Source organism: Streptomyces sp. NPDC051105 (genome assembly GCF_040682795.1).
In the GTDB taxonomy this organism is placed as follows: domain Bacteria; phylum Actinomycetota; class Actinomycetes; order Streptomycetales; family Streptomycetaceae; genus Streptomyces.
Window position 1 is genome coordinate 77,122 of record NZ_JBFBBR010000011.1, and the last position, 12,263, is coordinate 89,384.

Below are 12,263 nucleotides of genomic sequence, written 5' to 3' on the forward strand. Positions count from 1 at the left end.
CCTGGGAGACCTTGCCATGCCCATACCCTCCGCTGCCCGAAAGACGGCTTTTGCCCTGACCGCCCTGACCAGTTCACTCGCCCTTCTCACCGCCTGTACCGGCCAGTCCTCCTCCGGCGCCTCCGACGACGCCTCCGCGGACACCACCATCAACTTCTGGCACGCCTGGAGCGCGCCGAGCGAGGTCAAGGCCGTCAACGCGCTGATCGCCGGCTTCGAGAAGGCGCACCCCAACATCCACGTCAACGTCGTCGGCAACATGACCGACGACAAGATGAACCAGGCGCTGCGCACCGGCGGCGACAAGGCCCCCGACGTCATCTCGTCCTTCACCACCAACAGCGTGGGCAAGTTCTGCGACTCGGGCGCGCTGGTCGACCTCAACCCCTTCTTCAAGAAGTCGGGCGTCGACCCGCAGACGACGTTCCCCAAGGCGATGAACGAGTACACCCAGTTCGACGGCAACCGCTGCTCGGTGCCGCTGCTCGGGGACGCGTACGGGCTCTACTACAACAAGACGGCGTTCAAGAAGGCCGGCATCACCAGCCCGCCGAAGACCTGGTCCGAATTCAAGGCCGACGCCAAGAAACTGACGATCACCCAGGGCGACGGCTACCAGCAGCTCGGTTTCATGCCGGACTACCACGGCTGGGAGACCACGACCGAGCACTACCTCGGGCAGTTCTCGCCGACGTACTTCGACAGCAAGGGCAAGTCGAACGTCGCCAAGGACCCGGCCTTCGAGAAGTCCTTCACGCTCCAGAAGCACCTCGTCGACACGCTCGGCGGCTACAAGAAGCTGGAGACGTTCCGGGCCACGCTCGGCGACGAGTGGGGCCCCAAGCACCCCTTCCAGACCGGCCAGGTCGCCATGCAGCTCGACGGTGAGTGGCGGCTGGGCATGGCCCTGGACGCCAAGCCGAAGTTCGACATAGGCGTCGCCCCGATGCCGGTCCCCGACGACCAGGCCGCCCAGTACGGCAAGGGCTACATCACCGGCACCATCGCCGGCATCGCCGCCACCAGCAAGAAGCAGAACGCGGCCTGGGAGTTCGTGAAGTACATCAGCACCGACACGGACGCGGTGGTGGACTTCTCCAACGCCATCCACAACGTGCCGTCCACGCTGGCCGCCCTGAAGTCGCCGAAGCTGAAGTACGACCCGCGGTTCAAGACGTTCCTGGACATCGCCGCGAACCCGGACTCCACGACGGCACCCGCCTCCGTCAACGGCGGTGTGTACCTGACGACGATCCAGCAGCTCGGCTACGACTACGAGAGCGGCAAGGTCACCGACCTGAAGGCGGGCCTGAAGCAGGCCGCCGCGCAGATCGACACGGACATCGCGCAGGCGAAGTGACGATGAGCACCATCACCTTGGCGTCGGAGCGCCGCCGGTCCGGCCTTGTGGCGAAGCGCAGGAAACAAGCACTCCGGACTCTCGCCTTCATGTCGCCCTGGCTGATCGGCTTCGCGGTCTTCTTCGCGTATCCGCTGATCTCGACGGTCTACTTCTCGTTCATGCACTACGACGGTTTCAAACCGCCGACGTGGAACGGCACGAAGAACTGGACGTACGTCTTCGAGCACTATCCCTACTTCTGGCCCGCGATGCGCAACACCCTGTGGCTCGTGGTCGTGATGGTCTCGCTCCGGGTCGTCTTCGGCCTCGGCATCGGCATGCTCATCACGAAGATCAAGACGGGCACGGGCGTCTTCCGCACCCTCTTCTATCTGCCCTACCTGGCCCCGCCCGTCGCGGCCACCATGGCCTTCGCCTTCCTCCTCAACCCCGGTACCGGCCCGGTCAACTCCATCCTCGAGAAGATCGGCATCCCGGCCCCGGGCTGGTTCAACGACCCCACCTGGTCCAAGCCCGCGCTGACCCTCCTGGCGCTGTGGGGCATCGGCGACCTGATGGTCATCTTCATGGCCGCGCTGCTCGACGTGCCGGCGGAGCAGTACGAGGCGGCGGAGCTGGACGGCGCGTCGGCGTGGCAGCGCTTCCGGTACGTGACGCTGCCGAACATCTCGCCGATCGTGATGTTCGCGGTCGTCACGGGCGTCATCCAGACGATGCAGTACTACACCCAGCCGCTCATCGCCGGGAAGGTCGCCTCGGGGGTCATCCAGGGCGCGGGCACCCAGTTCGAGCCCGGATATCCGGAGAAGTCGACGCTCACCCTGCCCCAGCTCGTCTACAACCTCGGTTTCCAGCGCTTCGACTACGGCTCCGCGTGTGTCGTCGCCCTCGTCCTCTTCGTCCTGTCCATGGTGTTCACGTCGTTCCTGATGCGGCGCCGGGGCGGTCTCATCCAGGCAGGTGACTGAACATGGCCCAGGTACTGGACCGGCCGGTGGACGTGACCCCGCGGCCGATGACCTCGGCCGAACGCACCGCCCGCCGCAAGGCGTTGCTGAACTGGGTGGCGGTCCACTCCCTCGGCGTCGCCGCCGCCCTCTTCTTCACCCTCCCCTTCGTGTTCGTCTTCCTGACCTCGCTGATGAGCGACAGCCAGGCGCTCAGCCGGGACCTGATCCCGCACACCTGGGAGTGGGGCAACTACCGGAAGGTCTTCGACACCCCCGGCTTCCTGACCTGGTGGCGGAACACGCTGTTCTACGCCGGTCTGGGCACCGTCCTGACGGTCGTCTCCTCGCTGCCGGTGGCGTACGCGCTCGCGAAGTTCCGCTTCCGGGGCCGCAACCTCTCACTCATGCTGGTGATCTCGATGATGATGCTGCCACCGCAGGTGGTCATCATCCCGATGTACCTGTTCTGGGCGAAGCAGCTCGGCCTCTCGGGCACCCTGTGGCCGCTGATCGTGCCGATGGCGTTCGGCGACGCGTTCTCCATCTTCCTGCTGCGCCAGTTCCTGACGACGATCCCGAACGAGTACCTGGACGCGGCGAAGGTGGACGGCTGCGGGGACCTGCGGACCCTGCTGCGGGTGGTGGTCCCGATGGCGAAACCGGGTATCGCCGCCGTCGCGCTCTTCCAGTTCTTCTACGCCTGGAACGACTACTTCGGACCCCAGATCTACGCCTCGGAGAACCCGGGCGCCTGGACGCTGTCCTACGGCCTGGAGTCGTTCAAGGGCATGCACCACACCGACTGGAATCTCACCATGGCCGCGACCGTACTGGTCATGGCCCCCGTGATCCTCGTGTTCTTCTTCGCCCAGAAGGCGTTCGTCGAGGGCGTCACGCTCACCGGAGTGAAGGGTTAACCACGTATGAAACTCACCGTGGTCGGCGGAGGCTCGACCTACACCCCCGAACTCATCGACGGCTTCGCGCGGCTCAGGGACACGCTGCCCATCGAGGAACTGGTCCTGGTGGACCCGGCCGCCGAACGCCTGGAACTGGTGGGCGGACTGGCCCGCCGGATCTTCGCCAAGCAGGGCCACAGCGGCCGTATCGTCACCACCTCCGACCTGGACGCCGGCGTGGAGGGCGCCGACGCGGTGCTGCTCCAGCTGCGCGTCGGCGGCCAGGCGGCCCGGCAGCAGGACGAGACCTGGCCGCTGGAGTGCGGCTGCATCGGCCAGGAGACGACCGGCGCCGGCGGGCTCGCCAAGGCGCTGCGGACCGTCCCCGTCGTCCTGGACATCGCCGAACGCGTCCGCCGGGCCAACCCGGACGCCTGGATCATCGACTTCACCAACCCGGTGGGGATCGTCACCCGCGCCCTGCTCCAGGCCGGGCACCGGGCGGTCGGGCTGTGCAACGTGGCGATCGGCTTCCAGCGGAAGTTCGCGAACCTCCTCGGTGTCACGCCCGCCGAGGTCCACCTGGACCACCTCGGCCTCAACCACCTCACCTGGGAGACGGCGGTCCGCCTCGGCGGCCCCGAGGGCGAGAACGTGCTGCCCAAGCTGCTCGGGGAACACGGCGACGCCATCGCCGCCGACCTGAAGCTGCCGACGGCCCTCCTCGACCGCCTGGGGGGCGTGATCCCCTCCTACTACCTGCGCTACTACTACGCGCACGACGAGGTCGTACGGGAGCTGCGCACCAAACCGTCCCGGGCCTCCGAAGTGGCCGCGATGGAGCGGCGGCTGCTGGAGATGTACGGCGACCCGGCGCTCGACGAGAAGCCCGAGCTGCTCGCCAGGCGGGGCGGCGCGTACTACTCGGAGGCGGCCGTGGACCTGGCGGCGGCGCTGCTGGGCGGCGGCGGCAACCCCTACCAGGTGGTGAACACCTACAACGGCGGCACGCTCCCCTTCCTTCCCGACGACGCGGTGATCGAGGTGCAGGCGGCGATCGGCAAGGGCGGACCCGTGCCGCTGCCCGTCCCGGACGTCGACCCGCTCTTCGCCGGCCTGGTGGCGAACGTGACGGCGTACGAGGAACTGGCCCTGGAGGCGGCGCTGCGCGGTGGCCGCGACCGTGTGTACAAGGCCCTCCTCTCGCATCCCCTCGTCGGCCAGTACGAGTACGCCGAAGCCCTGACCGACCGACTGATCGCGCACAACCGGGAGCACCTCGCGTGGGCCTGACCGCAAGTGTCCTCGCCATCGACGCGGGCAACAGCAAGACCGACGTCGCGGTGGTGGCGGCGGACGGCGAGGTCCTCGCCACGGCCCGCGGCGGCGGCTTCCGGCCGCCGGTGGTGGGCGTGGAGCAGGCCGTGGACGAGGTGGCGGTGGCGGTCGCCGAGGCGTACACCGCCGCCGGCGTCACCTCGGCCGCCCATGTCTCCGCCTGCCTGGCCAACGCCGATCTGCCGGTGGAGGAGGAGCAGTTGGCCGCCGCGCTGGCCGCCCGCGGCTGGGGCGGTCCGGTGACCGTCCGCAACGACACCTTCGCGATCCTGCGGGCGGGCGTGGCCGAGCCCCGGGGCGTGGCCGTGGTGTGCGGGGCGGGCATCAACTGCGTCGGCATGCGCCCCGACGGCCGTACCGCCCGCTTCCCCGCGATAGGGCGCATCTCCGGTGACTGGGGCGGCGGTTGGGGACTGGCCGAGGAGGCCCTCTGGCACGCGGCGCGGGCGGAGGACGGCCGCGGCGCCCCGACGGCCCTGGCCCGCACCCTGCCGGCGCACTTCGGGCTGACGTCCATGTACGCGCTGATCGAGGCGCTGCACCTGGAACACGTCCGGTACGGCCGCCGGCACGAGCTGACGCCGGTGCTGTTCGCGACGGCGGCCGACGGCGACCCGATCGCCCGCTCGGTGGTGGACCGGCTGGCCCAGGAGGTCGCGACGATGGCCACGGTCGCCCTGACCCGCCTCGACCTGCTGGACGAGGAGGCGCCGGTGCTGCTGGGCGGCGGCGTGTTGACGGGCGGTCACCCGCAACTGGACGACGGCGTGCGGGAACTGCTGGCGGCCCGCGCCCCGAAGGCGGTACCGAGGGTGGTGACGGCGCGTCCGGTACTGGGAGCGGCGCTGCTGGGGCTGGACGCGGTGGGGGCGGGAGCGGATGTGCAGGGGAGGGTGCGGGCGTACTTCGAGGGGTGACGGTGGGCTGGGGCGGGGGGCGCTTACCGGCGCTTGCGGGGTGCCTCCCCCACTCTCGGCTCCGCTCGAGCGGGAGGGCCTCCATCGCCCACCCGTGCCGCGCTGGGGGCACCTCCCAGGTCTTTGAGGCGCTGGGGGAGGCGCGACTGCCCGCGGCTGAAGACAAGGGGCTGGGCAGCGCGCCCCGTCCTGGGCGCGCGGGGCTGTGTCGATGTGCGGCTCCGCCGCGTGGGCGCGACCAGCCCCCACCGGCCCGCCGCCCGAACGCCCCCACACCACCCCTCCGGAACCGAACCGATTCCCCCGGCGTATTCATGGGCAGGGGTTCCGCTGCGATCGGATCAAGATCCAGTGACGCCCGGTGCCGAATGTCGGTCCGGACAGCGATACTGGGCGGCGACCGGATGACCATGGGGGAGGTCAAGTGACACACCCGCCGACGAAGAGCGCGGCACCGCCAGGCGCAGGTACCGTCCTGCCCGCACAGCGGGCCGGCTCCCCCGCGCCCGCGGCAACGCCCCCGCGCCGCAGCGCCTTCGCGGAGGGCGTGGAGCAGGTGCGCGCCGCCGTCACCACCGAGCCCGGCCGGCTCCGGCTCATCGGCGCGATCCTGGCCGTCCTGATCGTCGCCTTCGGTGCCGTCACCGCCTGGCAGATGACCGAACGCGCGGCCGCCGCCGACGACGTGCTGCACCGCAGCCAGCCGCTCAGCTCCAGCGCGGCCGAGATATACCGCTCCCTGGCGGACGCCAACACGGCGGCCTCCAGCGGGTTCCTGGCGGGCGGTCAGGAGACGGACGCCTCCCGCGAGACCTACGAGAAGGACATCCGGACGGCCGCCGCCGGACTGGTCACCGCCGCCGCCAACTCCGAACCCGGCTCGCCCGCCGAGGCGGCCGTGGCGAAGCTGAACAAACTGCTCCCGGAGTACAAGGGGCTCGTCGAGCGGGCCAGGGTCTACAACCGGCAGGGCTACCCGGTCGGCGGCGCCTACCTGCGGTACGCGAACGACAAGATGCAGGACGAGATGCTCCCGGCGGCCCACGCTCTCTACCAGAAGGAGAACGCTCGGCTGTCGTCCGACTACTCGGACGCGACCCCGTACCCATGGGCGGCCATAGTCCTCGGCCTCCTCGCACTCGCCGCGCTCGGCTGGGCCCAGCTGCGTCACTACCGCCGTACCAACCGCCTGCTGAACCACGGCCTGGTCGCGGCCTCGGCCGCCACCGTCGTCACCCTGCTGTGGCTGGTCGTCGGCCACACCGTCGCCCGCGTCGGCCTGAACGGCTCCTACGACCACGGCGTCCGCTCGCTGAACGTGCTGCACGACGCCCAGATCGCCTCCCTGAAGGCGCGCGGGAACGAGAACCTGAGCCTGGTGGCGCGCGGCGCCGAGACCATCACGGTCGACAAGAAGTCGTACGACACGTACTACTACCACTTCGACGAGGACATGGCCGCCCTCGGCCAGGGCCTCACCCAGGCCGCGAAACTCGCGGACGATTCGGCCGGCAGCAAGCCTGTCGTGGCGGCCGAGGGCAACATGCAGGTGTGGAAGCAGCGGCACACTGCCGCCCGCGACGCGGACGAGAACGGCGACTACCAGGCGGCGCTGGACAAGGTGATCGGCACGGACGGCGCGACCGCCGAGTGTTTCGTCAGCGTCGACAAGAACCTGAAGACCGCGTTGGTGCACGAGGATCACGAGTTCGAGGAGCGGGCCGCCGACGGGCTGGACGCGATGTCGGGGCTGCCGATCGGCGCCGCCATGCTGGGGGTCGCGGCGGCGGCGGGCGCGCTGTTCGGCATCGGACGCAGGCTTTCGGAGTACCGGTGAGAGGGGGCGTGGCCATGTTCGTGCGGAGGATGAGGGCCTCCCTGCGCGGCTGGGGCGGGGTGGGCGCGATGGCGGTCGGCTGCGCTCTGGCGCTGGCGTTCGTCCTCCTGCTGCCCCTCACCCAGTCGCGTGGTGAGGGCGACGGCGAGGCCGGGCTCGGCGGGCAGGGCGTGGCGACCGGCAGTCAGGCGAAGGCCGACGACTGCAAGAACTCCGAGGCACAGAACGAGACCTGGGAGCCGTCGGGCGCGGACGGTGCGACGATCGACGCCATCAAGGCGCGCCCCGGCAAACGGAAGTTGATCGTCGGCGTCGACCAGAACAGCTACCGCTGGGGCTACCGCAACCCGAACAACTCGGAGGCGGACCTGGAGGGTTTCGACATCGACCTGGTGCACAGGATCGCCCAGGACATCCTCGGCGACCCCGACGCCGTGACGTTCAAGGCGATTCCGACCAGCCAGCGGGTACTGGCGCTCCAGAAGGGCACCGTCGACATGGTGGTGCGCACGATGACCATCAACTGCGACCGGCTGAAGGAGGTCGCGTTCTCCGCGCCGTACTTCAAGACCGGTCAGCAGGTGCTGGCGCCCAAGTCGTCGCCGATCAAGGGGTACGACGGGACGCTCGCCGGCAAGAGGGTGTGCACGGCGGACAGTTCGACGGCGGACGACAGGGTGACCGCCGACAAGGAGTCCGGCAAGCTGCCCTCCTCGGTCGCGATCACCCGCGTCCCCAACCAGCTCGACTGTCTGGTGCGGCTGCAGCTCGGCGAGGTCGACGCGGTGATCACCGACGGTGCGCTGGCCGCCAGTCAGGCTGCCCAGGACCCGACCGTCGAGCTGAAGGGCCCGGCGTTCACCACCGAGTACTACGGCGTGGCGATGAACAAGAAGGCGAAGGATCTGGTACGCCGGGTCAACCAGATCCTGGTGGACTACCGGGCCGACGGCTGGCAGGCGTCGTACGGCACTTGGCTGTCGGCGACACTTGGTCGGGACTCGACGGCGTCGAAACCGCCCTCGCCGCAGCAGTACCTGCTCAAGAGCTGACCCGCATCCGCCGGCCCAGCCCCGACAATCAAGCGAGAGGTGATCGATGGGCGTCACGGACCCCGCCGGGCCGGTGATGGACCGGGACGAGGTGGACCGTGCGCTGGCGCGGCTCGGCGCGGAGCACGAGGCGATCGAGACCTCGCTGCTCGCCCTGCAGGACCACGCGGGCCGCAGGCTCCTCGAAGGCGCCGAGCTGACCGGGACCACCCGGGAGCGGTGGACGACCGCCGACGCGTCGATCACCCTGCTGTGGGCGTACTTCGACGCGTACACGGACGCGTTGCGCAGCGCCCGGGAGATCAGGGCGCGGCGCCGCTGGTCCAGCCGTGAGGACCTGGTGGAGCTGACCGAGCTGCTGCGCGGCGAGTCGGTGACGGTGGCGGGCAGCGCCACGGCGACGGCGAACGCGCCGACGCTGCTGTCGGCGGCCGGCCGGCTCAGCGAGCGCTTCTCGCTGGTGTCCCTGGTCGACCGGATGAACGAGCTGTACGCGACCTCGCTGGACCTGGTGGTCACCGCCGACGCGGTGTGGTCGGCGCTGCCCGCGCGGATCGATTTACTCGCCGCCGAGCTGCAGCGCACCCGCAAGCTGGCGCACTCCGTCGGGGTGCGTCCGGGCGAGCACCCGGCGGGCGACGACCTGGAGCGGATCACCCGCACCCTGACCAGGCTCCGTGAGGACGTCGTGTCGGACCCGCTGGGCTTCTGGGTGCCGGCGCAGGGGAGTTCGGCGCCGGGCGGCGGCCGGCCGGACACCACGGTGTACGACCGGGAGGCGCGGGCGCTGGAGGAGGTGCGGCGGGAGATCGACGCCGTGCTGACGGTACGGCAGGACGCGGAGGCCCGGCTGATCAGGCTGCGGGACGTGCTGTCCCGTGCGGACCGCACCCTCGCCGAGGCGCGCACCGCGCGCGGCGAGGTGCTGGCGAAGATCGCGGCGACCGAGGTGCCGGTGGTCAGCGGCCCGCCGACCGCGCTCCAGGAGCAGCTGGCGACGGCCGCCGAGTACCGCAGAACGGCCCAGTGGCACCGGCTGTCGCCGCTCCTGGAGTCCCTGGAGCAGAAGGCGGAGGACGAACTGCTGCGCGCGCGTGAGTCGTTGACGGCGGTCACCGCGCCGCTGGCGGTACGCGCGGAGCTGCGCGGCCGGCTGGACGCGTACAAGGCGAAGGTGGCCCGGCACGGGCTGGCGGAGGATCCGTTCCTGATCGAGCGGTACGACGCGGCCCGGCGGATGCTGTGGAGCGCGCCCTGCGACCTGCGGGTCGCGGAACAGGCGGTGCTGCGCTATCAGCGGGCGGCGGCCGAGGCGCTGGCCGCGCCGCGGGTGCCGCCGCAGAGCGGGCCCGAGGACCGTAGGGGGGAGCAGTAGCCATGAGTCAGGCGGGACAGACGTGCCAGCGGCCGGGCTGCGAGGGGACGTACGAGGACGTCGGCGGCGGTGAGCTGTACTGCGACACCTGTGGTCTGGCCCCGGTCGTCTCGGCTGGGGGTCCCCCCTCTGGGGGAGGAATGGTCGGTTCGCCGCCCACCGGGATCACGGTCGGCGGCCGGTCCTCGGCGAGCGGCGGGAGTTCGCGCTCCAGCAGCCGCAGCTCGCGTACGTCGTCGCAGTCGTCGAAGTCGCGGCGCTCGGTCTCCGGGCGGCTCTCGCGGTCCCTGTCGGGCAAGTCGACGGGCCGTTCGGTGTCGGTGCGCAGCTCCGGCTCGTCGACGAGCGGGTCGGGGCGCAGCCGGCTGGGCGCGGGGCTGGTCACGGTCCCGCAGGTGCCGAAGCCGGACCCGCGCGAGATGGTGCTGGAGAACCCCGAGGTGCCCGAGCGGAAGCGGTTCTGCTCGCGCTCTGACTGCGGGGCGCCGGTCGGGCGGGCCCGTGGTGACCGGCCGGGCCGGACGGAGGGTTTCTGCACCAAGTGCGGCAACCCCTACTCGTTCGTGCCCAAGCTGAAGGCCGGGGACGTCGTGCACGGCCAGTACGAGGTCGTGGGCTGTATCGCGCACGGTGGCCTGGGCTGGATCTACCTGGCCGTGGACCGGGCGGTGTCCGACCGCTGGGTGGTGCTCAAGGGCCTGCTCGACACCGGCGACGAGGACGCGATGGCCGCCGCGATCTCCGAGCGGCGGTTCCTCGCGGAGATCGAGCACTCCAACATCGTGCGGATCTACAACTTCGTGGAGCATCTGGACCAGCGCACCGGCTCCCTCGACGGGTACATCGTCATGGAGTACGTCGGCGGCAAGTCCCTCAAGGAGATCGCCAACGACCGGCGTACCCCGGAGGGCCGCCGGGACCCGCTGCCGGTGGAGCAGGCCTGCGCCTACGGCATCGAGGCGCTCGAGGCCCTCGGCCATCTGCACAGCCGCAACCTGCTGTACTGCGACTTCAAGGTCGACAACGCCATCCAGACCGAGGACCAGCTCAAGCTGATCGACATGGGCGCGGTGCGCCGCATGGACGACGACGAGTCGGCGATCTACGGCACGGTCGGCTACCAGGCCCCGGAGGTCGCCGAGGTCGGCCCGTCGGTCGCCTCCGACCTCTACACGGTCGGCCGCACCCTCGCGGTCCTCACGTTCGACTTCCAGGGCTACACGACCGTCTTCGTGGACTCGCTGCCCGACCCGGACAACATCGAGGTGTTCCGGCAGTACGAGTCCTTCTACCGGCTGCTGGTCCGGGCCACCGATCCCGACCCGGCCCGCCGGTTCGCCTCCGCGCAGGAGATGGCCGAGCAGCTGACGGGTGTGCTGCGCGAGGTCGTGTCGGTGCAGACCGGCAAGGCCCGGCCCGCGCTGTCGACGCTGTTCGGGCCCGAGGTCAAGGTCACGGACACCGAGCTGTTCCCCAAGCTGGACGGGGACGTGTCCCGGCTGGGCGGGCGGGCGGTGGCCTCCAGAACCCTCGCGCTGGACCCGTCGGGAGCGGCCCCGGACCCGGCCGACCCCGCCCTGGTCAGGCCGATCGCCACGCCGGCCGCCGCGCTCGCCCTGCCGGTCCCGCTGGTCGACCAGAGCGATCCGAACGCCGGTTTCCTGGCGGGCCTGTCGACCTCGCTGGTGGGCGAGGTCAGCCTGCTCGGCGCGCTGGCCGCGGCGCCGACGCAGACGGTCGAGACCGAGCTGCGGCAGATCCGCGCCCGGCTGGAGAACGGCGCCTTCGAGGCCGCGCTGGTGGGCCTCGGGCGGCTGGAGGACGAGCGGCCCGACGACTGGCGGGTGGTCTGGTACCGGGGCGTGGCCGCCCTGGTCACCGGCGACTTCGAGGGCGCCGCGCTGTCCTTCGACGCGATCTACGACGCCTTCCCCGGCGAGACCGCGCCCAAGCTGGCGCTCGGCCTGTGCGCGGAGGTGCTCGGGCAGCTGGACAACGCGGCCGAGTACTACCGGCTGGTGTGGGCGACCGACCCGGGCTTCGTGAGCTCCGCCTTCGGCCTGGCCCGGGTGCAGCTGGCGGCCGGGGACCGGCACGGCGCGGTGCGTACGCTGGAGTCGGTGCCGGAGGCGTCGATCCACTACACGGCGGCCCGGGTGGCGGCCGTACGGGCGCGGCTGCGGCACCGGACCGCGACGCCCGACGACACGCCGTTCCTGGACGACCTGACGGCCGCCGCCGGGCAGATCGAGGCGCTGGACGCATACGGTCTGGATCCGGCACGGCGCGAGCAGTTGTCGGCGGAAGTCCTCGGCTGCGCGCTGGACTGGATACTCTCCGGAGGCCAGGACGCCCAGCCCGCCGCCGGCGGCGGTGGCCGGGTGCTGCTCGGCAGCGGTCTGGACGAGCGGGGCCTCCGCTTCGGCCTGGAACGCTCGTACCGCACGCTGGCCAGACTGGCGACCGGCGGTGAGGAGAGGATCGACCTGGTGGAACGGGCCAACCGTTACCGCCCCCGGACGTGGGTGTAGT

9 protein-coding genes are annotated in these 12,263 nt (G+C 70.8%); all 9 read left to right on the plus strand.

What is annotated here, in order from left to right; genetic code table 11:
- Positions 1–16: 16 nt before the first annotated feature.
- A complete protein-coding gene (locus AB0N16_RS26500) occupies positions 17–1,360 on the plus strand; it encodes an ABC transporter substrate-binding protein (protein WP_365800771.1) in 1,344 nt (447 codons plus the stop codon).
- A gap of 2 nt (positions 1,361–1,362) precedes the next feature.
- The gene (locus AB0N16_RS26505; RefSeq protein WP_365800773.1) at positions 1,363–2,331 is read left to right on the plus strand and encodes a sugar ABC transporter permease; all 969 of its coding nucleotides are present in this window, start codon (positions 1,363–1,365) and stop codon (positions 2,329–2,331) included.
- A gap of 2 nt (positions 2,332–2,333) precedes the next feature.
- A complete protein-coding gene (locus tag AB0N16_RS26510) occupies positions 2,334–3,230 on the plus strand; it encodes a carbohydrate ABC transporter permease (protein ID WP_365800775.1) in 897 nt (298 codons plus the stop codon).
- Between the two features lie 6 nt (positions 3,231–3,236).
- Positions 3,237–4,505: a 6-phospho-beta-glucosidase gene (locus AB0N16_RS26515; protein ID WP_365800777.1), complete on the plus strand. Its 1,269-nt coding sequence runs from the start codon at positions 3,237–3,239 to the stop codon at positions 4,503–4,505.
- Positions 4,496–5,467: a BadF/BadG/BcrA/BcrD ATPase family protein gene (locus AB0N16_RS26520; protein WP_365800779.1), complete on the plus strand. Its 972-nt coding sequence runs from the start codon at positions 4,496–4,498 to the stop codon at positions 5,465–5,467. The genes AB0N16_RS26515 and AB0N16_RS26520 overlap by 10 nt, the downstream gene beginning before the upstream one ends.
- A gap of 475 nt (positions 5,468–5,942) precedes the next feature.
- Entirely contained in the window at positions 5,943–7,304 is a 1,362-nt protein-coding gene (locus tag AB0N16_RS26525; RefSeq protein ID WP_365801181.1) for a hypothetical protein, read from the plus strand.
- Between the two features lie 14 nt (positions 7,305–7,318).
- A complete protein-coding gene (locus AB0N16_RS26530) occupies positions 7,319–8,356 on the plus strand; it encodes a glutamate ABC transporter substrate-binding protein (protein ID WP_365800781.1) in 1,038 nt (345 codons plus the stop codon).
- A 46-nt stretch (positions 8,357–8,402) separates the two neighbouring features.
- A complete protein-coding gene (locus AB0N16_RS26535; protein WP_365800783.1) occupies positions 8,403–9,731 on the plus strand; it encodes a hypothetical protein in 1,329 nt (442 codons plus the stop codon).
- 2 nt (positions 9,732–9,733) lie between these two features.
- Positions 9,734–12,262 (plus strand): tetratricopeptide repeat protein, encoded by a 2,529-nt coding sequence (locus AB0N16_RS26540; RefSeq protein WP_365800785.1) that lies wholly within the window; start codon positions 9,734–9,736, stop codon positions 12,260–12,262.
- The last annotated feature ends 1 nt before the right edge of the window (position 12,263 follow it).

Excerpts from the sequence above, each read along its gene's own strand:
- AB0N16_RS26500 (WP_365800771.1), top strand. The coding sequence starts at position 17 with ATGCCCATACCCTCCGCTGCCCGAAAGACGGCTTTTGCCCTGACCGCC.
- AB0N16_RS26505 (WP_365800773.1), top strand. The coding sequence starts at position 1,363 with ATGAGCACCATCACCTTGGCGTCGGAGCGCCGCCGGTCCGGCCTTGTG.
- AB0N16_RS26510 (WP_365800775.1), top strand. The coding sequence starts at position 2,334 with ATGGCCCAGGTACTGGACCGGCCGGTGGACGTGACCCCGCGGCCGATG.
- AB0N16_RS26515 (WP_365800777.1), top strand. The coding sequence starts at position 3,237 with ATGAAACTCACCGTGGTCGGCGGAGGCTCGACCTACACCCCCGAACTC.
- AB0N16_RS26530 (WP_365800781.1), top strand. The coding sequence starts at position 7,319 with ATGTTCGTGCGGAGGATGAGGGCCTCCCTGCGCGGCTGGGGCGGGGTG.
- AB0N16_RS26535 (WP_365800783.1), top strand. The coding sequence starts at position 8,403 with ATGGGCGTCACGGACCCCGCCGGGCCGGTGATGGACCGGGACGAGGTG.
- AB0N16_RS26540 (WP_365800785.1), top strand. The coding sequence starts at position 9,734 with ATGAGTCAGGCGGGACAGACGTGCCAGCGGCCGGGCTGCGAGGGGACG.